The sequence below is a fragment of the Streptomyces sp. Pv4-95 genome (assembly GCF_045782725.1).
GTDB lineage: Bacteria > Actinomycetota > Actinomycetes > Streptomycetales > Streptomycetaceae > Streptomyces.
In genome coordinates, this window is the sequence record NZ_CP127172.1 from 6,096,191 (window position 1) to 6,117,813 (window position 21,623).

Here is a 21,623-nt window from a genome sequence, read left to right on the forward strand (position 1 = left end):
CGCCGCACCCGCCGCGCCGCAGGAGTCCACGGAGATCGTCATGAGTGATGCCACCGAGCGCCCCGCCGACCACACGGCCGCCGAGCCCGACGCCGATGCCTGGGAGAGGGCGTGCGCCGAGGACCTCGCGTCCGAGCAGGCGCGACGCCGTACCGAATTCGGGCCGCAGCCCGGCAGCGCGGCGGAGGAGCTGCGCAAGCTCGCCGACGCCGTGACCGACAAGCTCGCCGGGATCCAGCTGCCCGGCGCCCTCGGCGGGATCGCCGCACAGGGCGCGGTCAACCAGCTGCTGAAGCAGGCCAAGGCCGCGGTCGAGCCGGTCGTCGAGCGCAACCCGGAGATCTTCGACCACCTCGCGGCGGCCGGCTCCGAGCTGCTCGCCGCCTACCGCTCGGCCGTCGAGGGCAGCGAGCGCCGCTGGACCCGCGACGACCTCGACGACCGGCCCGGCAGCCCGGGCAAGGGCGCCCGCGGTGACGATCCGCGCGACGACGACGGCCCCACCGGCACCGAGCGGATCGATCTCGACTGACCTGTTCCTGAAGGCTCATGGGCCCGGACGCCGCCGTGACCTCCGGTACGGTGGTTCCCGGCGGGGTTCGAGCGAATAACTGAGGGACACATGGGACTCACCATCGGCGTTGACATCGGCGGCACGAAGATCGCGGCCGGCGTGGTCGACGAAGAGGGCTCGATCCTGGAGACGTGCAAGGTGCCGACTCCGCAGGCCACCGACGAGCTGACGGAAGCCATCGCGGACGCCGTCCGCCGGGTCGGTTCCGGCCACCAGATCGAGGCGGTCGGTATCGGTGCAGCCGGCTATGTCGACGAGAAGCGGGCCACGGTCCTCTTCGCCCCGAACATCGACTGGCGCCACGAGCCGCTCAAGGACAGGGTCGAACAGCGCGTCGGACTCCCCGTCGTCGTCGAGAACGACGCCAACGCCGCGGCCTGGGGCGAGTACAAGTTCGGCGCGGGCCAGGGCCACAGCGACGTCATCTGCATCACCCTCGGCACCGGCCTGGGCGGCGGCATCATCATCGGCAACAAGCTGCGCCGCGGCCGCTTCGGCGTCGCCGCGGAGTTCGGCCACATCCGGGTCGTCCCCGACGGACTGCTGTGCGGCTGCGGCAGCCAGGGCTGCTGGGAGCAGTACGCCTCCGGCCGCGCCCTGCTGCGCTACGCCCGCCAGCGTGCCTTCGCCACCCCCGAGAACGCCGCGGTGCTCCTCTCGCTCGGCGACGGCACCTCCGAGGGCATCGAGGGCCGGCACATCAGCGAGGCGGCCCGCCAGGGCGACCCGGTCGCCATCGACTCGTTCCGCGAACTGGCCCGTTGGGCCGGCGCGGGCCTGGCCGACCTCGCCTCGCTCTTCGACCCGTCCGCCTTCATCGTCGGCGGCGGCGTCTCGGACGAGGGCGAGCTGGTCCTCGGCCCGATCCGCAAGTCCTTCCGCCGCTGGCTGGTCGGCAATCAGTGGCGGCCGCACGCCCAGGTGCTCGCCGCCCAGCTCGGCGGCAAGGCCGGTCTGGTCGGTGCGGCCGACCTGGCCCGACAGGGCTGACCGCGATGGTGGCTGAGCGGCCCGGACTTCCCGCGTCCGGCACGGAGGAGGACTCCGCGATCGTCCGTGTGCTCAGCTACAACATCCGCTCGTTGCGCGACGATCGGGCGGCGCTGACCCGGGTCATCCGGGCCTGCGCCCCCGATCTCGTGCTCATCCAGGAGGCGCCGCGGTTCTTCCGCTGGCGCAAGGCCGCCGAGCGGCTGGCCCGCTCCTGCGGCCTGGTGTACGTCACCGGCGGCGGCACCACCGCGGGCCCGATGATCCTGTCCTCGCTGCGCGCCCATGTGGAGCGCACCGAGGACGTCCTGCTGCCCCGCACGCCCGGCCTGCACCAGCGCGGTTTCGCCACCGCCGTGGTCCGCATCGGCGGCGCAAGGCTCGGGGTGCTCAGCTGTCACCTCAGCCTCGCCGCGGCGGAGCGCCACGCACAGGCCGGACTGCTGCTGGATCGGCTGGCGCACTGGGACGTGCCGTACGCCGTCGCCGCCGGGGACCTCAACGACCGGCCCCGTGGCCGCAGCTTCCAGCGGCTGGCGGGGGCGCTGACCGACGCGTGGGCGGCGAAGCCGTGGGGCGGGGAGTACACCTCGACGCCGGACGATCCGCACCAGCGCATCGACGCGGTGTTCACCACCGACGGCATCGAGGTCCTGGGCTGCGGGGTGCCGCACGGCCTGCCGGGGGTGCGGGAGGCGGACCTCCGCGCGGCCACCGACCATCTGCCGGTGCTGGCGGCCCTGCGGGTGCCGGCCGGCGGCTGAGCGCCGCGGGCCGGACCGCTCACACCACCGCGCCGCCGCCCGGCATCCCCTCGTCGTCCTCGTCGTCCTGCTTCATCCGGGCCACCAGGGTGGCGAATCCGCCGAGGAAGCCGCCGATGCCCAGGACCGAGATCCACCACGTCACCGGCTGCTGGAACAGCACCATCAACACCAGCAGCAACGGCCCGCCGAGCACCGCGATCCAGGCGAACTTGGTGGTGACGTCGGCCTCGGGCAGCGGAGGCGGCTCGGGCGGGGTGAAGTGCCCCTCGTCCGACTCGTCGAAGTCCTCGTCGGACGGCTGCGCGGCGTCCCAGTCGCGCGGCCCGACGCCCGGCGCGTAGACCACGAAGCTGCCGACGGCGTCACCGGCCGGGCCGCCGGGGGTGCCGCGCTCCGGCCGCTTCTCTTCCGTCCCGCTGCCGCCGTCCGCGGCATCGCCGGACCCGGCGCCCTCGGCCGCCGGCGCGTCCGCGGTGTCCGTCTCCGGCTTCGTCAGATCCAGGGCGCCCGGGACAGCCGGGATGCCGGCCGGACCCGCGGAGCCCGCGGGCCGGGCGGTGGCGCCGTCGTCGTGTGATCCGGCCGCGTCCGAGCCGTCCTGACCGGTCCGGCCGTCCTGGTCGTCCCGGTCGTCCTCTCGGTCCTGATCGTCCCGGCCGTCGTCCGCCGCCGGGAACTGCGGCTCCTCGCCGTAGCCCGCGACGATCTCCGCCCACGCGGCCTCTTCGTCCAGCGGGTCCCGGGGGTCGCGGGGGCTACGCTCCACCACTGGCCGCCGTCCCCTCCTCGACCGCGCCCGCCCGCACCTCCGGCGCGAGCCGGGCGAGGAAGGCGAAGGTGTCCTCGAAGATCTGCTCCGCGTCGTGGTCCAGCGTCGCGACGTGGTAGCTGCGCTCCAGGAGCTTCTGCCGGACGTCCTGGGAGGACACCCGGCTCAGGATGCGCTCGGAGTCCACCGGCGGCACGACGTGGTCCTGCGGGCTGGTCATCACCAGCAACGGCTGGGTGACCTGCGGGAGTTCGGAGTCGACCTGGAGGAAGAACCTGCGCACGGAGTGCGCGGCGTGCAGCGGTGTGCGGTCGTAACCGACCTCCGCGGCGCCCGGCTTGGCGATGTCGCTCGCCAACCCCTTGGTGGTCCGCACCACATAGCGCAGCACCGGCAGCAGGGCGCCGGCCTTGTCGTGCACCCGGTTGGCCGGGTTGACCAGGGCCAGCCCGCTGATCGCGTCGCCGTGCTTGGCGGCCAGCCGCAGCGCCAGCGCGCCACCCATCGACAGTCCGCAGATGAAGACCTTCGTGCAGCGCTCGGACAGCGCCCGCAGCTCGCGGTCGACCTCGGCGTACCAGTCCTGCCAGGTCGTGACCTGCAGGTCCTGCCAGCGGGTGCCGTGGCCGGGAAGCAGCGGCAGGGAGACGGTCAGCCCGCGGTCGGCCAGATATTCGGCCCAGGGGCGTACGGACTGAGGGGAGCCGGTGAAGCCGTGGCACACAAGGACGCCGACCTCTCCGCCGTCACGGCGGAACGGTTCGGCTCCGGGAAGGAGCGGCACCGGGGAACTCCGATCGATGAGGGGGCCTGGCGAGTTACCTCAGGGTACGCGGAGTGACGGCGGGCGGATAGGTCCGGCGGAGGCGGCTCACGGCCCCGGGCGACCGACGGCCGGTGACCGTCGCGCAGCACGTCGCAGCCCCGCCGCGGCGAGGGGGGCGCCGAGTCGGGTTAAGGTCTTTGCGTCACACACAGGAGGCAGTCGGTTGATCTACGGCGCAATGAAGTTTTCCATCGGCGGGTCGCTGAAGCTTGCCTTCCGCCCCTGGGTGGAAGGCATCGAGAACATCCCCGCCGAGGGTCCGGCGATCCTCGCGAGCAACCATCTGTCCTTCTCGGACTCCTTCTTCCTGCCCGCGGTGCTCGACCGCAAGGTGACCTTCATCGCGAAGGCCGAGTACTTCACCTCCCCGGGGGTCAAGGGCAAGCTGACGGCGGCCTTCTTCAAGGGCGTGGGCCAGCTGCCGGTCGACCGCTCGGGCGCCCGCGGCGCCGGCGAGGCGGCGATCAAGAGCGGCATAGAGGTGCTGGAGCGGGGTGAGCTGTTCGGCATCTATCCGGAGGGCACCCGTTCACCGGACGGCCGGCTCTACCGCGGCAAGCCGGGCGGTCTGGCGCGGGTCGCCCTGGCCACCGGCGCCCCGGTCATCCCCGTCGCGATGATCGACACCGAGAAGGTGCAGCCGCCGGGCAAGGTCGTGCCGAAGATGATCCGGCCCGGCATCCGCATCGGCAAGCCGCTGGACTTCACCCGCTATCAGGGCATGGAGGGCGACCGCTTCATCCTGCGGTCGGTCACCGACGAGGTCATGTACGAGATCATGAAGCTCTCGGGCCAGGAGTACGTCGACGTCTACGCGACGGCCGCCAAGCGGCAGATCGCCGACCGGGCGAAGGCGGAGCAGGCCCGCAAGAAGGCCGAGGCGGAGCAGGCCGCGAAGGACGACGGCGCGGCCGGCAAGGGCAGCAGGGGCAAGGCCGAGGCCGGGGCGTAACGCGCGCCCGGCGAGGGGTGGGGGCCGGCATGACGGATACGGACATACGGACGGTGGGCGGCGACGCGGCCCGGCGGGCGGGCAAGCGCCCGGCGCCGCTGCGGATGTCCGTCGAGCTCCCGCTGTGGCGCGCGCTCACCGGCTACCGGATCCTCACCCTCGTCTACGCCCTGGGTCTGGTCGGCCTCTCCTATCAGAACTACGAGCACCCGCCGGGAGCCGCCGCCTACATGGGGGCGCTCACGGTCTGGATGCTGCTGACCTGGCGCCGTACGACCTCCGCCGAGCGCTGCACCCGCAGGTTCCTGCTCGCCGACCTCGGCTTCGCCGTCGGCGGCATTCTGCTCACGCCACTGGTCGACACCCACGCCCGCATCATGGACGGCGCCCCGACGCTGCCCTCCATCTGGACGGCGGGTGCCGTCCTGGGCTTCGCGATCAAGGGCGGCTGGCGGTGGGCCGCCGTGGCCTCCAGCGCGGTCGCCGTCGCCAACCTCGTCGAGCGCCAGGAGCTGGCCCGCGACACCATCCACAACGTCGTCCTGGTGTGGGTGGCCAGCGTCGCGATCGGCTATGTCGTCGAGGTGGCCCGCGCCAGTGAGCGCACCCTCGCCCGCGCCCTGCAGATCGAGGCCGCCACCCGGGAGCGGGAGCGGCTGGCCCGCGACATCCACGACAGCGTGCTGCAGGTCCTGGCGATGGTGCAGCGGCGCGGCGCCGAGATCGGCGGGGAGGCGGGCGAGCTGGGCCGGATGGCGGGCGAGCAGGAGGTGGCGCTGCGCACCCTGGTCTCCAGCGGTCTGGTGCCACCGCAGCGCGAGCCCGCGCCGGCCGGGACGGCGGAGCCCGCGCAGCCGGCCGGAGCGGCGCCCCGGGCCCCGGGCCCCGAGCTGTCCCCGGAGACGTCCGGCGAGCCGTGCGACGTCCGGGCGCTGCTCGCGCCGTACGCGAACGCCGGTGTCACTTTCTCCGAGCCCGGCGCCCCGGTCGTGCTGCCGGCGGCCGCGGCGGCGGAGCTGACGGCCGCTGTCGGTGCCGCGTTGGACAATGTGCGGGTGCACGCGGGGGCCGGCGCCCACGCGTGGATCCTGGTGGAGGACGAACCGGACACGGTGATCGTGACAGTGCGCGACGACGGCCCCGGCATTCCCGAGGGCCGGCTCGCGGACGCCGAGCGCGAGGGCCGGCTGGGAGTTGCCCTGTCGATCCGCGGGCGGCTGCGGGAGCTGGGCGGCAGCGCCGACTGGATCTCGGTCCCGGGCCAGGGCACGGAAGTGGAGTTGAAGGTCCCCAAGGGCGCGGCGCCCGGGGACGGCGGACGGGGGAAGGTGAACGCGTGAGTGAGCAGGCGGCCCTGAAGGTGATGGTGGTCGACGACCACCCGATGTGGCGGGACGCGGTCGCGCGGGACCTGGCCGAGGCCGGGTTCGATGTGGTGGCGACGGCCGGTGACGGCCTCCAGGCCGTGCGCAGGGCGCAGGCCGTGGCGCCCGATGTGCTGGTCCTGGACCTCAATCTGCCGGGCCTGCCCGGCGCCCAGGTGTGCAAGGAACTCGTCGGCGCCGATCCGACGCTGCGGGTGCTGGTGCTCTCCGCGAGCGGTGAGCACGCCGATGTCCTGGAGGCGGTCAAGTCGGGTGCGACCGGCTATCTGCTGAAGTCGGCCAGTACGCAGGAGCTGTTGGACGCGGTGCGCCGTACCGCCGTGGGCGATCCGGTGTTCACTCCCGGCCTTGCAGGGCTGGTGCTCGGTGAGTACCGCAGGCTGGCGACGGAGCCCGAGCTGGCGACGGCCGACGAGCCGGGCGCGCCGCAGCTGACGGAGCGGGAGACCGAGGTGCTGCGGCTGGTGGCCAAGGGCCTCTCGTACAAGCAGATCGCCGAGCGGCTGGTCATCTCGCACCGCACGGTCCAAAACCACGTCCAGAACACCCTCGGCAAGCTGCAGTTGCACAACCGCGTGGAGCTGGTGCGCTACGCCATCGAGCGCGGCCTCGACGACGCGTAGCCGGCCGCCGCCGTCAGCGGCCGGGTGCAGGACCCGCAGGGTGATCCGCTCGTACGGGTGAACGCCCCGCCTCAACTCCCCGGTGAATCAACGAAATCGGCGTGCGCCTTGTCCCGGAGTGCCCCAAATCACCACTAACGTGACGAGGGTCGGCTCATGCATGGCCGTACGCGGCCACTGACGGGATGTAGGTGAAGCAGCGATGCGGGTCGGAGTGCTGACCGGCGGTGGCGACTGCCCCGGTCTGAACGCGGTGATCAGGGGCGTCGTCCGCAAGGGCACCCAGGAGTACGGATATGACTTCGTCGGCTTCCGGGACGGCTGGCGCGGCCCGCTGGAGGGCGACACGGTGCCGCTGGACATCCCGGCGGTCCGCGGCATCCTGCCTCGCGGAGGCACGATCCTGGGCTCGTCGCGCACCAATCCCTTCAAGGAGCAGGACGGCGTCCACCGGATCAAGGAGACGCTGGCCAAGCAGGAGGTCGACGCGCTGATCACGATCGGCGGCGAGGACACCCTGGGCGTCGCCACCCGGCTCTCCGGCGAGTACGGCGTGCCCTGCGTCGGCGTCCCCAAGACGATCGACAACGACCTCTCGGCCACCGACTACACCTTCGGTTTCGACACCGCCGTCGGCGTCGCCACCGAGGCCATCGACCGGCTGCACACCACCGCCGAATCGCATATGCGGGTGCTGGTCGTCGAGGTGATGGGCCGGCACGCCGGCTGGATCGCCCTGCACTCCGGCCTGGCCGGCGGCGCGAACGCCATCCTCATCCCCGAGCAACGCTTCGACATCGAAGAGGTCTGCGCCTGGATCGAGTCCCGCTTCAAGGTCCGCTACGCCCCGATCGTGGTGGTCGCCGAGGGCGCGATGCCCAAGGACGGGCAGATGGTGCTGAAGGACGGGAGCACCGACTCCTTCGGCCATGTCCGGCTGTCGGGCGTGGGGGAGTGGCTGGCCAAGGAGATCGAGTCGCGCACCGGCAAGGAGGCCCGTACGACCGTCCTCGGGCACACCCAGCGGGGCGGCACCCCCAGCGCCTTCGACCGCTGGCTGGCCACCCGCTTCGGGCTGCACGCCATCGAGGCGGTGCGCGACGGCGACTTCGGCACGATGGTCGCGCTGCGCGGCACGGACATCGTGCGGGTGCCGATCGCGGAGGCGACGGCGAAGCTGAAGACCGTCGATCCCGTGCTCTACGCCGAGGCCGGGGTCTTCTTCGGCTGAGCCGCGACAGCGTCACGCACTCCCGCCGCTCCCGCCGTCCGCGGACGGCACCGCTGAGCGAGCGGCCGTACATTCGCAGCGAGAGGACCGGCGGGAGCAGCCGTGGAGATCTTGGCATTCGGTGTGCAGGCGGACGAGCGTCCCCTGCTGGAGAGGGCCTTCGCGGGCCGTCACCAGGTGCGCAGCCTGGACATCTTCCTCAACCGCGACACCGCACCCATCGCGCAGCACTACGAGATCGTCAGCACCAGCGTGAACGCCGATCTGAGTGCGGAGGTGCTGCAGTCCCTCGCGGCCGGCGGCACGAAGATGATCGCCCAGCGCGCCACCGGCTTCAACAACATCGATCTCCAGGCGGCGGCCGACCTCGGACTGAGTGTCGGCCGGGTCGCCTCCTACTCGCCCTACGCGGTGGCCGAGTTCGCCTGGGCGCTCGCCCTGGCCGTGAACCGGCACCTCGTACGGGCCGCCCACCGCACCCGCAACTTCGACTTCCGGCTGGACGGCCTGATGGGCCGCGACCTGCGCGGCCGTACGGCGGGCGTGCTCGGCACCGGCAGGATCGGCGAGGCGTTCAGCCGGATCGCCCATGGCTTCGGTATGCGCCTGCTGGGCTGGGACGTCACCGAGAACCCGCGCTGCGCGGAGCTCGGGATGACGTACGTCGGCCCGGAGCAGCTGTTCGCCGAGGCCGACCTGGTGAGTCTGCACGTCCCGCTGGTGGCGGCCACCCGCCACCTGGTCGACGCCGCCGCGCTGGCCGCGATGAAGGACGACGCGATCCTCATCAACTCCAGCCGCGGCGGACTCGTCGACGCCGCCGCCCTCGTCGAGACGCTCAAGGCCGGCCGGCTCACCGGCGTCGGCCTGGACGTCTACGAGGAGGAGGCCGGGCTGTTCTTCTTCGACAAGTCCGTGGAGGGCATCGGCGACGACACCCTCGCCCGCCTGATGACGTTCTCGAACGTGCTGATCACCTCCCACCAGGCGTACTTCACCGAAGAGGCGGTCGGCCGGATCATCGAGACCACCGTGCGCAATGTCGAGGATCACCTGGCCGGCCGCACCAACGAGAACATGCTGGTCACACGAGGACAGCTGCCAGCAGCTGCGCGGTGACCGAGGCGCCGTCCAGAGTCAGCACCGACTCGGGGTGGAACTGCACGCCGGCGAAGCCGGGGCCGCGCAGCGCGTGCACCTCCCCGGTCTCCGCGTCCCGGCTCAACTCCACGCGGTGCATCGCCAGTTCGGCCGCTGTGGTGTCGTCGCACCGGGCCGTGAAGGTGTTGTAGAAGCCGACCGTCTCGGGGCGCCCGAAGAAGTCGATGCGCTCCTGGGCGCCCTGGAACGGCACCTCCTTGCGGACGATCTCCAGCCCCAGCTCCGCGGCGAGCAGTTCGTGCCCGAGGCAGACACCGAGCAGACCGTGCCGGTGTCCCGCGACCAGTTCCGCGGTCAGCGACCGCAGAAAGCGCATCTTGGGGTCGGCGGCGTCGGACGGGTTTCCGGGGCCGGGGCCGAGCACGACGGGTCCCTGGTGCGTGCGGGCGGCCTCGCGCAGCCCCGGCTCGTCGTACCGGCGGACGGTGACGGTCAGGCCCGAGGTGCGCAGCAGGTGCGCCAGCATCGCGGTGAAGGTGTCCTCGGCGTCGATGACCAGGGCGTGACCGTGCAGCGCGGCGATCGGCGCGGTGGTCTGCATCCGCAGCCAGAAGGGGGCCAGATCCGCGCGGCGGGCGTCCAGCGCGGCCCGGACCCGCGGGTCGTCCGCCAGCCGCGGGGCCGGCTGCGCGGTGCCGGCCCGCTCCGGAGCCTGCCGTGCCCCGAGGACGGTGAGCACGCCCGCCGCCTTGGCGTGCGTCTCGGCGACCTCGCTGTGCGGGTCGGAGGCCCTGACCAGGGTGGCGCCGACGGGGACGCGCAGCCGCCCGTCCGCCGCGATGTCGGCGGTACGGATCAGGATCGGCGAGTCCAGGGTCTGCGCGCCGCCCGCGTCGCGGCCGATCAGGGCCAGCGCCCCGGCGTAGTAGCCGCGGCCCCGCCCGTCGGTGCCGGCCGGCTCGTGCCGCTCGATGACACGGCAGGCGTTCTGCACCGGCGACCCGGTGACCGTCGCCGCGAACATCGTCTCCTTGAGGACCTCGCGCACGTCGAGGGTGGAGCGGCCGCGCAGCTCGTACTCGGTGTGCGCGAGATGGGCCATCTCCTTGAGCCGGGGCCCGACCACCACACCGCCCTTGTCGCCGACGGTGCACATCATCTTCAGCTCCTCGTCCACCACCATGGACAGCTCCTCGACCTCCTTGCGGTCGCCGAGGAAGGCCAGCAGGCTCTCGGGGGTGGGACCCCCGGCCGGGTAGCGGTAGGTCCCGCTGATGGGGTTCATCACGACCGTGCCGCCGGTCATCCGCACATGCACCTCGGGGCTGGCCCCGACCAGGGTGCGCAGGCCGGGGCGGTGCACCACGTACGTCCAGTACGCGCCGCGCTCACCGGCCAGCAGCCGGCCGAACAGCGCCAGCGCGTCGGCCGCGGAGAAGTCTGCGATCTCGCCCTCGAACGTCCTGCGGATGACGAAGTTGGCGCCCTCGCCGCTGCCGATCTCGTCCCGGACCACCCGCTCGACGATCTCCGCGTACGCCGCGTCGTCCACGTCGAAGGCCCCGTCCGCCACCTGGACCTCGTGCGCGGGGAGGGCCGCCAGCACGTCGTCCAGGGGAAGTTCGCAGGTTTCGCGGGGGCGCAGCACGGCGAGCGGGGTGCCGTCGTCGTGGGCGTGGAAGCCGCGCTCGCGGATCTGCCGGAAGGGGATCAGCGCGAGCGCGTCGGTGACCGGCGCCTGCGGAGTCCCGTCGCCCAGGGGGATGTCGGCCAGCCGCTCGACCTCCTCGACCTCACCGATCAGCACCTCGACGCGGTCGGCCGCCTCCCGGCCGGGGGAGCGGCGGCGCAGCAGGGCGAACGGTGGGCAGGCGGGGTCGAGCAGCCGCTGGACGAGCGCGGTGGCATCGGGGGCAAGGGGCTCGCGGTGCATGGCGGGGTTGGTTCCTTCCGGGGAGGAGGACCGGCCCGCCTTACGACGAAAGGCCGCCCCTCGGGCGGCCTTTCGCGGAGTCTGTGGTGTGCGCGCGAATCAGTGGGCCGCCGGATGAGCGGTCCACCACCAGTTCATGGTCGTCGTCGATTGCGCGTGCATGGACGGCACCCTACCGGATGGCGGGACGGGCCGCGGGCGGTGTCCGTGGCGGGGCCGCGGCCGGGCGGCGGCGGGTCAGGGCCGTGGCAGGAGGCGCGCCAGGAAGGCCCGCAGGGCGTCGTCGAAGCGGGCGCTCTGCTCCAGGTTCGGCAGGTGCGCGGCGTCCTCGATGACGGCGAGCGTCGCGTCGGGGAGCGTACGGTGCAGGAACTCCGCGTCCGCGACCGGCGTGTAGGTGTCGTCCCGCCCGACGACCACCAGCGCCGGGACCGGGAGGCGGCTCAGCGTCGCGGTGTAGTCGGGTCGTTCTGCCCGGCCGCGGAGGGCCGCCGCGGCGCCCTCCGGGGGTGCGCCGAGCATCATGCGGCGGACGTGCGCGGCGATTTCGGGCCGGCCCGTGACGGTGTAGGGAGCAATCATCCTGTCCAGGACCTCGGCCGTGTAGCCGGCCAGGCCCTCGCGCAGCAGCCGGTCGGCGGCGGCGTTGCGCGCGTCCTTGCCCGCGGCGGTCTCCGCCTGCGCGAAGGTGTCGGCGAGCAGCAGCCCGCGCAGCCGGCCGGGGAAGAGCCGGGCGAACTCCATGGCGATCTGGCCGCCCATGGACAGTCCGCCGAGCACGACGCGCTCGCCGGCGAGCCCCAGGTCGTCCAGCAGTGCGGCGGTGTCGCGGGCGAAGGTCTCAAGGGGAGTGACGCCGGGGACGACGGTCGAGGCGCCGTAGCCCCGCAGATCCGGTGCGATCACGCGCACCCCGGGGGGCGCGCCCGCGCCCCCGAAGGCCGCGAGCTGCGGTGCCCACATCGTGCGGTCGAAGGGGTGCCCGTGGAGGAGGACGAGGGGCACGCCGCTGCCCCGGTCGTCGTAGCCGATGCTGATCCCGTTGACGTCCGCCGTACCCGTCGTTCCCGGCCTGCTCGATGACGCGCTTCGCACAACTCACCCCTCACCCTTGCCCGTTGGGGCCTGGCCCCTTGACGGCTCGATGCTATGAGGTGCACACTCTCGGTGCAATATAAACATTGCACTCGGTGCAATGATGGGGACCCGACGGTTACGGGGATGCATCCGGAACCGGAGCATGAGGGAAGGGGCAGGGCATGGCCGCGGAGGAGTACCAGCGCATCGCCGACGCCGTCGCCGCGGAGATCGCCGACGGGCGGCTGCGCCCCGGTGACCGCCTCCCCACCCAGCGGGCCTTCGCCCGCAGCCGCCGGATCGCCGACTCCACCGCCACCCGCGTCTACCGCGAACTGGCCCGCCGCGGCCTGACCGTCGGCGAGGTCGGCCGCGGCACCTACGTCCGCGCCGCCCAGCACGCGCCGGGCCCCGCGCTGGCCGAACCACCCGCCCCGGGCGCCCTGCACGTCAACCTCGAACTCAACTACCCCGTCGTCCCCGAACAGGCCGCCCTGCTCGCGACCGGACTCACGCCGCTGCTGCGCCCGGACACCCTCGAAGCCGCCCTGCGCCCGGCGGGTCCGGCAGGCACCGGCGCCGCCCGCGACGCCGCGGCCGCGCTGCTCGCCGGGACGGGCCTGCGGACCGAACCGGACCTCGTCCGCTTCGCCGGCAACGGTCGCCAGGCGATGGCCGGAGCGCTCGCCTGCCTGGTGCCGCCCGGTGAGCGACTCGGTGTCGAGTCCCTGACCTATCCGATGGTCAAGGGGATCGCCGCCCGGCTCGGCATCACCCTCGTCCCGCTCGCCACCGACGACCAGGGGCTGCGCCCGGACGCCGTACGCGCCGCCCACCGTGCCGCCCCGCTGCGTGCGCTCTATGTCCAGCCCACCCTCCACAACCCGTTGGGCGTGACGATGCCCGCCGAGCGCCGGGGGGAGCTCGCCGCGCTCCTGGAAGAGCTGGACCTGTGGGCGGTGGAGGACGCCATCTGGAGCTTCCTGAAGCAGGACGGCAGCCCCGGAGCCGGCCCCGGCACCGCAGGTCCGCCGCTCGCCACCCTCGCGCCCGACCGCACCTTCCTCGTCGACAGCCTGTCCAAGCGGCTGGCCCCCGGCCTGACCATCGGCCTCGCCGTCGCACCGGCCTCGCACACCGACCGGCTCGCCGCCGCCCTGCGCTCCGGCGGCTGGACCGCCACCGGCTTCGCGCTGGAGGCGAGCACCCGCTGGATGACCGACGGCAGCCTGGAGCGGATCGTGGCCGCCAAGCGCCGCGACGCCGCCGCCCGTCAGGCCCTGGTCAAGGAGCAGCTGGCGGGCTTCTCCGTCCACGCCGACCCCGGCTCGTACTTCGCCTGGTGGGAGCTGCCCGCGCCGTGGCGCGCCGAGATGTTCCTGGCGGCCGCCGCTCGCCGGGGGATCGCCGTCACCCCCGCCGCCGCGTTCGCGGTCGCCGCGGAGGGCGCCCAGGGGACCGGCCCCGCCCCGAACGCCGTGCGGCTCGCGCTCGCGAGCCCGCCGCCCGCCCTGCTCTCCCAGGCCCTGGCCACGCTCGCCGCCCTCGCCCACGGCTCCCCGGACGACTCCCTGCCGGAGTGAGGGACTGGCCGGGACGGCGGCCGGCGTGGCGGAAGTAAACGGTGCGGGCGGAGGTCCGGCCGGCCCCGGCGCCCCGTCCCCGCCGTGCCGATCACCGCTGGTCGGAGCGGAGTGGAGTGGAGTCCGTCTCAAACTCCGGGCGACTGGCGGACGCCCCCCTGCGACCCCGTAATGTGGGGAACGTGACCGTGAACGCTGAAACCCACGCCGGTGGCAACACCTGGCAAGACCTGCCCGCGGCGCAGCAGCCTGACTGGCCGGACCAAGAGGCTCTGCGCGATGTGATCGCGGAGCTCGAGTCCTATCCGCCGCTCGTCTTCGCGGGCGAGTGCGACCAGCTGCGCGAGCGCCTGGGAGCGGTCGCCCGTGGTGAGGCGTTCCTGCTTCAGGGCGGCGACTGCGCGGAGGCCTTCGACGCCGTATCCGCCGAGCACATCCGTAACAAGCTCAAGACGCTGCTGCAGATGGGCGCCGTGCTGACCTACGCCGGGTCCGTCCCGGTGGTCAAGGTCGGCCGGATCGCCGGTCAGTACAGCAAGCCGCGCTCCAAGCCGACCGAGACCCGCGACGGCGTGACCCTGCCGACCTACCGCGGCGACTCCGTCAACGGCTTCGAGTTCACCGAGGCGGCCCGCATCCCGGACCCCGAGCGGCTGAAGCGGATGTACCACGCCTCCGCGGCGACGCTGAACCTGGTGCGTGCCTTCACCACCGGTGGCTACGCCGACCTGCGCCAGGTGCACGCCTGGAACCAGGACTTCGTGAAGTCCTCGCCCTCCGGACAGCGCTACGAGGCGCTGGCCCGCGAGATCGACCGCGCGATGAACTTCATGAACGCCTGCGGGGTGGACCCCGAGGAGTTCCGTACCGTCGAGTTCTACGCCTCCCACGAGGCGCTGATCCTGGACTACGAGTCGGCGCTGACCCGCACCGACTCGCGCACCGGCGACCTCTACGACGTCTCCGGCCACATGGTCTGGATCGGTGAGCGCACCCGTCAGCTGGACGGCGCGCATCTCGAATTCGCCTCGCGCATCCGCAATCCCATCGGGGTGAAGCTGGGCCCGACGACCACGCCCGAGGACGCGCTCACGCTCATCGAGCGCGTCGACCCGGACCGCGAGCCGGGCCGGCTGACCTTCATCACCCGTATGGGTGCGGACAAGGTCCGCGACAAGCTCCCCGAGCTGGTCGAGAAGGTCACCGCCTCCGGTGCCCAGGTGGCCTGGATCTGCGACCCGATGCACGGCAACACCTTCGAGGCGGCCTCGGGTCACAAGACCCGTCGCTTCGACGATGTGCTGGACGAGGTCAAGGGCTTCTTCGAGGTCCACAAGAGCCTCGGCACGCACCCGGGCGGTATCCACGTCGAGCTGACCGGCGACGACGTCACGGAGTGCGTGGGCGGCGGCGACGAGATCTTCGTCGACGATCTGCACCAGCGCTACGAGACGGCCTGCGACCCGCGGCTCAACCGCAGCCAGTCGCTCGACCTGGCGTTCCTGGTGGCGGAGATGTACCGCGATCAGTGAGGCCATCCGTCGCTGACCTGCGGCGACGGCGACCGACAGTACAACGATGGGGCGCGGATCCTGTGATCCGCGCCCCATCGCGTTGTGCAGGTGCGCCGCTATGGGTAAGGTAAGGGTAACCTCACTCAAGATCAGCCAGATCGACGAGCCGTCCTCCCAGGAGGTGACCCGCGTGTACGTCTGCTCCTGCTTCGGCATCACCGAGCAGCAGGTCCGCGACCACGCGGGCACGGGCGCCTGTACGCCCCGCCAGATAGCGTCCGCCTGCAAGGCCGGCACCGACTGCGGCGGCTGTGTGCGCCGCATCCAGGCCCTGCTCGGCCGGGGCGCCTGCCCCCGGCGCGAACTCATCGACAACGGCGCACCCGAGCCGCTGGTCGCGGAGGTGGCCGAAGCGGAGCCCGCGGTGCTCCCGGAGGCCGCCTAGCGCTTTCCGGGCGCGTGATCACCCGCCGCCGGGTGCGCATCGCCCGGTCTCAGCTCGGCTGCTCGATCAGCTGGGCGATGTAGAGCGCCTCCCCGAGCTTCTCGACCAGCTCCAGCTGGGTGTCGAGATAGTCGATGTGGTGCTCCTCGTCCGCGAGGATGTCCTCGAAAATGTTCGCCGAGGTGATGTCGCCCTTGGCGCGCATCAGCTCGATACCGCGCCGGAGCCGGTCGATCGCCTCCACCTCGACCTGCCGGTCGGCCTGGAACATCTCGGTGACGGTCTGGCCGATCCGCACATGGAACAGCCGCTGGTAGTTCGGCAGGCCGTCGAGGAAGAGAATGCGGTCCGTCAGGAGTTCCGCGTGCTTCATCTCGTCGAACGATTCGCTGCGCGTGTACTTCGCGAGCTTGGTCCAGCCGAAATTCTCCTGCATCTTGGCGTGCAGGAAGTACTGGTTGATCGCGGTCAGCTCGGCGGTCAGCTGCTCGTTGAGAAATTCGAGGACCTCGGGGTCGCCCTGCATGGCAGCGGGCTCCTTCCGCACGGGAATCTGGGCAGGTGCCGCGCATCCTTGCACCGCGTGAAGCGGCCCGTCCAGTAAGTGCACGCTTAGTATGAGTTGCCCGAATCCCTGCCGCCCTGGTCATCGGCACCCCGTCCGGTCTGACAACATGGAGGGCATGGGTCAGCCGGAACGCCGCGAAGAGGAGCATTCTCAGCTGCCTCCGGGGCAGCGACTGCAGCGGGGCTGGCCGGTGACGCATTACGGGCCGGTTCCCAAGTTCCGCCCCGAGCGCTGGGAGTTCCGTGCGTTCGGCGCCACCGCGGACGGCGGAAAACACTGCTGGACGCACGAGGAATTCGCCGCGCTGCCGTACACCACGGTCGTCTCGGATATGCACTGCGTGACCAAATTCAGCATGCTGGGCGCTGAATGGGGCGGGGTGCGGACGCAGACCATCCTGGAACTCGCGCCGCCGGCGCCCGATGTCACGCACGTGATGGTCTGGGCGGAGTACGGCTTCAGCTCGAATGTGCGGCTGGAGGATTTCGCGGCGGAGAACTGCATCTTCGCCACCCACCGGTCCGGTGAACTCCTCACCGCCGAGCACGGTTTCCCGGTGCGGCTGATCGTCCCCCACCTGTACGCCTGGAAGGGCCCCAAGTGGGTCCGCGGCATCGAGTACATGACGGCGGACCGCCGTGGCTTCTGGGAGGAGCGGGGCTACCACAATCTCGGCGACCCCTGGCAGGAGCAGCGGTACTCCTATCAGGAGGAGCCGGGCGACGGCCCCGAGCTGTGAGTGCGGCCGGCCCGGCGCGTGGCGGCCGGGCCGTGTCAGCCGTGCCGGCTGTGCACCACCGCGTGCCCCTTGCCGCGGCTGATCATCCAGCGGTTGACGGGCGTGGTCACGACGAACGCCACCACGAGTGAGAGCGCCAGCGCCCCCCAGAACAGCCAGCGCGACAGGCCGGCGTCCATCGCGCCCGGAATCAGGGCGATCACGCTGTTGTCGACGAGTTCCATCACCGCGATCGACAGGGTGTCCGCGGCCAGGGCGATCTTGACGGCGGCCCTGAGGTCCAGGCCGGTCCGCAGGACGCCGCGCAGGGTGAGCGCGTAGCCGAAGAAGAAGGCCAGCGCGATCGCGAGGATCAGCGTCGGGATGTTGTGCCAGCCCAGGGCCGTGCCGATCACCATGCCGAGCACCTCGCCGATGGCGCAGCCGGTGAGGCAGTGCAGGGTGGCGCGGGCGGCCATGCCCCAGCCGGCCGGTGCGTGAGCGTCCGGTCCGGCGGGGGCGTGGGGCGCGTGCTGTTCGTGTCCGGTGGGATCCGCGTGTTCGCGGTGTGCCTCGTGCCCGTGCAGCTTCATCGAAACCCCCAGGGGGAGGGTGCGGCTACTTCCCGACCATCAACAAACTATACCCCCCTAGGGTATGCATCAAGAGATCGGAGCACAGCCCTCGCGCAGCTCCTTGAGGCGGGACACGTCCGCCGCGTGCCCTTCCTTGCCGCCCGGCGTCTCGATCACCAGCGGAACGCCGGCGGTCGCGGGGTGGGCGAACAGCTCCCCGAACGGCTCGGCGCCGATGTGGCCCGCGCCGATGTTCGCGTGGCGGTCCTTGTGGGCGCCCACCACGTCCTTGGAGTCGTTGGCGTGGATCAGCCGCAGCCGGCCCTCGCCGGCCACCTCCACCAGCTCGTCCAGAAGCAGCTTCGTACCGCCCGGTGCCGCCAGGTCGTGGCCCGCCGCGAAGGCGTGGCAGGTGTCCAGGCAGATCCCGAGCTTGGGGTGCCGGTCCAGCGCGTCGAAGTACGGCCCGAGATCCTCGGCGAGTGCGCACAGCGACGCCCCCTGGCCGGCCGTCGACTCCAGCAGCAGCCACGGGTCGTCGTCGTGCGTCAGCTCGTCGAGCAGCGGCCGCATCCGCTCCCTGACCTGGGCCAGGGCCACGTCCCGCGGCCGTCCTCCGGTCGCCGAGCCGGTGTGCACGACCACTCCCAGCGCGCCGATCTCCCGACCGCGCCGCAGCGAGTGGCGCAGCGACTCCACGGATTTGTCGACTGTCGCCTCGGTGTGCGAGCCGAAGTTGATCAGATACGGGGCGTGGACGTAGGCCGGGATCCCGTCCTGTGCGCAAGCCGCCCGGAACGCCTCGTCCTGCTCGGGGTTGCCGGGCGGGGTCGCCCAGCCGCGCGGGTTGGCGACGAAGACCTGCACGGTCTCGCCGCCGATCTCGCGGGCGTAGGGGAGACCGACCTTGGCCAGGCCGCCGGCCACCGGAACATGGCCCCCGACCGGATTACGTCGACGGGAGGGCTGCGGGGAAGGGGAAGTGGTCACCTTCCCAGGGTGCCAGGTCCACCGCGGACGCCCGCCGCCGGTCCGGGCCCAGGACCGGCGGCGAGCTCGCGCGGATCGCCGCTACAGCGCTCCCTTGAGCCTGATGGTGATCGTGTCGCCCTTGGGGGCCTTCTCCCCGCCCTCGACCGACTGGGAGTCGACCGTGTCCTGCGGGAAGAGGAACGGCTTCTTCACCTCGACCTGGAACCCGAGGGCCGAAAGCTCCCGTTTGGCGTCCTCGACGTCCTTGCCGGTGAGGTCCGGAACGGTGATCATCTCGGGGCCCTTGGAGATCGTGAGGGTGATCGTCTCGCCCTCGCCCAGGCTCTCGCCCTCGGCCACCGACTGCCGGGCGATGGTGCCCTTGTCCTCCTCGGAGTTGACCGGCGCCGCCGCGAACTTCACCCGCAGCCCGGCCTCGCGCAGCGTCTCCTGCGCGTCGGCCCGGTCGTCGCCGACCACATCGGGCACTTCCACCTCGGCGCCCCGGCTGATCGTGAGTGCCACGGCCGTATCGGGCCGCCGCTTGCTGCCCGCGGCCGGGTCCGTACGGATCACCGAGCCCCTGGCGACCTCTTCGTCGAACGCCCGCCTCTCGGTGCCCGGCGTCAGACCGAGGTCGCGCAGCCGGCGCTTGGCGTCGGCGGCGGGTGTGCCCGACAGGTCCGGGATCGAGACGATCTCGGGGCCGCGGGAGATCGTGAGGGTGACCGTGCCGTTGCCCCGGATCCGCTTGCCGTTGGCCGGATCCGTCGCCATGACATGGCCGCGCTGGACGTTCGAGCTGTAACCGCGCGCCACCTTCACGCCGAGCCCCTCGCCGCGCAGCGTCTTCTCCGCCTTGGCCTGCGTCATGTCCAGCACCGCGGGGACGGTCGTGAACTGGCCGGAGTTGATGTACCAGACGCCGGTGCCCACCCCGAGCAGCAGCAGTACGGCCGCGAGGACGGTGGCGAGCTTGCGCCGCTGCAGCAGACCGGCGCGCGGCGCGGGCGCGGACGCCCGGCGCAGCCGCGTGGTGCGGTCCGTGGGCGGCGCGGTGTCCGCGGGCACTTCGAGACGGCTGGTGCGGTTCAGCTCCGCCTCCCCGGCGGCACCGGGCAGCGGCAGCTGTACGCCGCCGGGCCGCGGCAGGACGTCCGTACGCTCGGCGCCCGTGCCGTCGGCGGCCGGCGCCGTCGCCTGCGGCGGCACCGCGTCCAGCTGCGCGTCGGTCAGCTCGGCACGGACCGCGCGCGTGCGGGACAGCATCGCGACCGCGTCCTGCGGGCGCTGCTGCGGATCGCGGGAGGTGGCCAGTGCGACCAGCTCGTCGAGCTGCCGCGCCAGGCCGGGGACGGACTGCGAGGGCGGCGGTACGTCCTCGTGCAGGTGCTGGTAGAGGACCTGCGCCGCGGAACCGCCGGTGTGCGGCTTGGCGCCGGTCAGCATCTCGTAGAGCACCACGCCGCAGGCATAGACGTCGACCCGGGCGTCGGCCGTGCCGCTGTCGATCTGCTCGGGGGCGAGGTAGGAGACCGTCCCCAGGATCGCGCCGGTGGAGGTGGTCTGGGTGTCGACGGTGCGCACCAGGCCGAAGTCGGCGACCTTGACCCGGCCGTCGTCGCCGATGAGGACGTTCTCCGGCTTCATGTCGCGGTGCACCAGGCCGGCGCGGTGCGCGGCGCCCAGGGCCGCGAGGATCGGCTCCAGGATGTCCAGCGCGGCCCGCGGCTGCAGGGCGCCCCGCTCGCGCAGGACGTCGCGCAGGGTGCAGCCGGCGACGTACTCCATCGCCAGATAGACGTAGGTGCCGTCCGCGCCCTGGTCGAAGACGCCCACCACGTTGGGGTGGGACAGGCGCGCGACCGACTTGGCCTCGCGGATGAAGCGCTCGACGAACGCCTGGTCCGTCGCGAGGGTCGGGTGCATGACCTTCAGCGCCAGCACGCGGTCGAGCCGGGTGTCCACGGCCCGGTAGACGGTGGCCATACCGCCGGCGGCGATGCGCGCCTGGACGCGGTAGCGGCCGTCGAGCAGCTGGCCCACGAGCGGGTCCTGAAGGGTGGTATCCACGGCAGACGAGTCTACGAGGAAGCACCGACAGGAGTACGCCGCGGCGGTCCCCCGCGGCGTACTGCAGCCGAACGGTGACAGGACCGCCGTTTCCGGACGGTGCCCGCCCGCCGCTCCCGGGCCCGGAGCGGAGGGCGGCCCGCCGGTCAGAACGCGGGTCGCTCCGGATCCAGCTCCGCCACGCCCTCGGCGGGCGAGGACGCCTGCGCGAAGTGCCGGCGCGGGATCCGGCCCGCGCGGTGCGCCAGCCGGCCGGCCTCGACCGCGTGCCGCATGGCGTCCGCCATCAGCTCCGGCTCCTGGGCCCGGGTCACCGCGGACGCCAGCATCACCGCCGCGCAGCCCAGCTCCATGGCGAGCGCGGCGTCGGAGGCGGTGCCGGCACCGGCGTCCAGCACGACCGGGACCCCGGCCCGCTCGGTGATCAGCTGGAAGTTGTGCGGGTTGCGGATGCCCAGGCCGGAGCCGATGGGGGAGCCGAGCGGCATGATCGCGGCGCAGCCCACCTCCTCCAGCTTGCGGGCCAGCACGGGGTCGTCGTTGGTGTACGGCAGCACCGTGAAGCCGTCGTCCACCAGCGTCTCGGCGGCGTCCAGCAGCTCGATCGGGTCGGGCAGCAGGGTGCGCTCGTCGGCGACGACCTCCAGCTTGACCCAGTCCGTGCCGAGCGCCTCCCGGGCGAGCCGGGCGGTGAGGACCGCCTCGCCCGCGGTGAAGCAGCCGGCGGTGTTCGGCAGCACCTGGATGCCGTGCCGTTCCAGCACGGACAGCACCGAGCCCTGCACGGTCGGGTCCAGGCGCCGCATGGCGACCGTCGTCAGTTCCGTACCGGAGGCGAGCAGCGCACGCTCCAGGACGTCGAGGCTGGGCGCGCCACCGGTCCCCATGATCAGACGGGACCGGAACGTGGTCCCGGCGATGGTGAGAAGATCATCGGCCATCGGTGC

General features: G+C 72.5%; 21 protein-coding genes. 12 read left to right on the forward strand and 9 right to left on the reverse strand.

From position 1 onward, the window contains the following. Nucleotides 1-40: 40 nt before the first annotated feature. The 3 genes from QOM21_RS26670 (at nt 41) to QOM21_RS26680 (ending at nt 2,328) form a co-directional block, all read left to right on the forward strand. Complete coding sequence (locus QOM21_RS26670) at nt 41-532, forward strand: DUF5304 domain-containing protein (protein ID WP_407553550.1); 492 nt, start codon at nt 41-43, stop codon at nt 530-532. A gap of 90 nt (nt 533-622) precedes the next feature. Then, complete coding sequence (locus tag QOM21_RS26675; protein WP_393892242.1) at nt 623-1,564, forward strand: ROK family glucokinase; 942 nt, start codon at nt 623-625, stop codon at nt 1,562-1,564. 5 nt (nt 1,565-1,569) lie between these two features. Further along, complete coding sequence (locus tag QOM21_RS26680; protein WP_407553551.1) at nt 1,570-2,328, forward strand: endonuclease/exonuclease/phosphatase family protein; 759 nt, start codon at nt 1,570-1,572, stop codon at nt 2,326-2,328. A gap of 19 nt (nt 2,329-2,347) precedes the next feature. Here QOM21_RS26680 and QOM21_RS26685 read toward each other — a convergent pair whose 3' ends face one another. Continuing rightward, nucleotides 2,348-3,100: a hypothetical protein gene (locus tag QOM21_RS26685; protein ID WP_407553552.1), complete on the reverse strand. Its 753-nt coding sequence runs from the start codon at nt 3,098-3,100 to the stop codon at nt 2,348-2,350. Next, nucleotides 3,087-3,884 carry an alpha/beta hydrolase gene (locus tag QOM21_RS26690; RefSeq protein ID WP_407553553.1) on the reverse strand — a complete coding sequence of 266 codons (798 nt, stop codon included), beginning with the start codon at nt 3,882-3,884 and terminating at the stop codon, nt 3,087-3,089. Before QOM21_RS26690 ends, QOM21_RS26685 begins: the two co-directional genes overlap by 14 nt. A gap of 220 nt (nt 3,885-4,104) precedes the next feature. Here QOM21_RS26690 and QOM21_RS26695 point away from each other — a divergent pair, with 220 nt between their 5' ends. The 5 genes from QOM21_RS26695 to QOM21_RS26715 all read left to right on the forward strand — a co-directional run bounded on the left by QOM21_RS26695 (nt 4,105) and on the right by QOM21_RS26715 (nt 9,236). Then, nucleotides 4,105-4,878 (forward strand): lysophospholipid acyltransferase family protein, encoded by a 774-nt coding sequence (locus QOM21_RS26695; RefSeq protein ID WP_393892246.1) that lies wholly within the window; start codon nt 4,105-4,107, stop codon nt 4,876-4,878. 29 nt (nt 4,879-4,907) lie between these two features. Beyond that, nucleotides 4,908-6,218 carry a MacS family sensor histidine kinase gene (macS, locus tag QOM21_RS26700; protein ID WP_407553554.1) on the forward strand — a complete coding sequence of 437 codons (1,311 nt, stop codon included), beginning with the start codon at nt 4,908-4,910 and terminating at the stop codon, nt 6,216-6,218. Between the two features lie 23 nt (nt 6,219-6,241). Beyond that, nucleotides 6,242-6,886: a response regulator gene (locus QOM21_RS26705; RefSeq protein ID WP_407555833.1), complete on the forward strand. Its 645-nt coding sequence runs from the start codon at nt 6,242-6,244 to the stop codon at nt 6,884-6,886. Nucleotides 6,887-7,088: 202 nt separating this feature from the next. Further along, the gene (locus QOM21_RS26710; RefSeq protein ID WP_407553555.1) at nt 7,089-8,117 is read left to right on the forward strand and encodes a 6-phosphofructokinase; all 1,029 of its coding nucleotides are present in this window, start codon (nt 7,089-7,091) and stop codon (nt 8,115-8,117) included. Between the two features lie 102 nt (nt 8,118-8,219). Further along, complete coding sequence (locus tag QOM21_RS26715; protein WP_407553556.1) at nt 8,220-9,236, forward strand: 2-hydroxyacid dehydrogenase; 1,017 nt, start codon at nt 8,220-8,222, stop codon at nt 9,234-9,236. Here the strand turns inward: QOM21_RS26715 and QOM21_RS26720 are convergent. Continuing rightward, nucleotides 9,202-11,151 carry an anthranilate synthase family protein gene (locus QOM21_RS26720; RefSeq protein ID WP_407553557.1) on the reverse strand — a complete coding sequence of 650 codons (1,950 nt, stop codon included), beginning with the start codon at nt 11,149-11,151 and terminating at the stop codon, nt 9,202-9,204. The genes QOM21_RS26715 and QOM21_RS26720 overlap by 35 nt on opposite strands. A gap of 237 nt (nt 11,152-11,388) precedes the next feature. After that, nucleotides 11,389-12,183 (reverse strand): alpha/beta fold hydrolase, encoded by a 795-nt coding sequence (locus QOM21_RS26725; protein WP_407555835.1) that lies wholly within the window; start codon nt 12,181-12,183, stop codon nt 11,389-11,391. A gap of 227 nt (nt 12,184-12,410) precedes the next feature. Between QOM21_RS26725 and QOM21_RS26730 the strand changes: the two genes are divergently transcribed. The 3 genes from QOM21_RS26730 (at nt 12,411) to QOM21_RS26740 (ending at nt 15,770) form a co-directional block, all read left to right on the forward strand. Further along, entirely contained in the window at nt 12,411-13,811 is a 1,401-nt protein-coding gene (locus tag QOM21_RS26730) for a PLP-dependent aminotransferase family protein (RefSeq protein WP_407553558.1), read from the forward strand. Between the two features lie 182 nt (nt 13,812-13,993). Next, nucleotides 13,994-15,343 (forward strand): class II 3-deoxy-7-phosphoheptulonate synthase, encoded by a 1,350-nt coding sequence (locus QOM21_RS26735; RefSeq protein ID WP_407553559.1) that lies wholly within the window; start codon nt 13,994-13,996, stop codon nt 15,341-15,343. A 100-nt stretch (nt 15,344-15,443) separates the two neighbouring features. Then, nucleotides 15,444-15,770 (forward strand): bacterioferritin-associated ferredoxin, encoded by a 327-nt coding sequence (locus QOM21_RS26740; RefSeq protein WP_407553560.1) that lies wholly within the window; start codon nt 15,444-15,446, stop codon nt 15,768-15,770. A 49-nt stretch (nt 15,771-15,819) separates the two neighbouring features. On the opposite strand, the gene bfr is transcribed toward QOM21_RS26740, so the two are convergent. Continuing rightward, nucleotides 15,820-16,296, reverse strand: coding sequence for a bacterioferritin (gene bfr, locus QOM21_RS26745; protein WP_393892255.1), 477 nt, complete (start codon nt 16,294-16,296; stop codon nt 15,820-15,822). A 148-nt stretch (nt 16,297-16,444) separates the two neighbouring features. On the opposite strand from bfr, the gene QOM21_RS26750 reads away from it, so the two are divergent. Continuing rightward, a complete protein-coding gene (locus QOM21_RS26750; RefSeq protein ID WP_407553561.1) occupies nt 16,445-17,077 on the forward strand; it encodes a sulfite oxidase-like oxidoreductase in 633 nt (210 codons plus the stop codon). Nucleotides 17,078-17,112: 35 nt separating this feature from the next. Here the strand turns inward: QOM21_RS26750 and QOM21_RS26755 are convergent, their stop codons facing one another. The 4 genes from QOM21_RS26755 to QOM21_RS26770 all read right to left on the reverse strand — a co-directional run bounded on the left by QOM21_RS26755 (nt 17,113) and on the right by QOM21_RS26770 (nt 21,617). After that, a complete protein-coding gene (locus QOM21_RS26755; protein WP_407553562.1) occupies nt 17,113-17,649 on the reverse strand; it encodes a DUF4396 domain-containing protein in 537 nt (178 codons plus the stop codon). A 69-nt stretch (nt 17,650-17,718) separates the two neighbouring features. Beyond that, the gene (locus QOM21_RS26760; protein WP_407553563.1) at nt 17,719-18,621 is read right to left on the reverse strand and encodes a deoxyribonuclease IV; all 903 of its coding nucleotides are present in this window, start codon (nt 18,619-18,621) and stop codon (nt 17,719-17,721) included. A gap of 81 nt (nt 18,622-18,702) precedes the next feature. Next, nucleotides 18,703-20,676 carry a Stk1 family PASTA domain-containing Ser/Thr kinase gene (pknB, locus tag QOM21_RS26765; RefSeq protein WP_407553564.1) on the reverse strand — a complete coding sequence of 658 codons (1,974 nt, stop codon included), beginning with the start codon at nt 20,674-20,676 and terminating at the stop codon, nt 18,703-18,705. 146 nt (nt 20,677-20,822) lie between these two features. Further along, nucleotides 20,823-21,617 carry a thiazole synthase gene (locus tag QOM21_RS26770; protein ID WP_407553565.1) on the reverse strand — a complete coding sequence of 265 codons (795 nt, stop codon included), beginning with the start codon at nt 21,615-21,617 and terminating at the stop codon, nt 20,823-20,825. Nucleotides 21,618-21,623 lie beyond the last annotated feature (6 nt).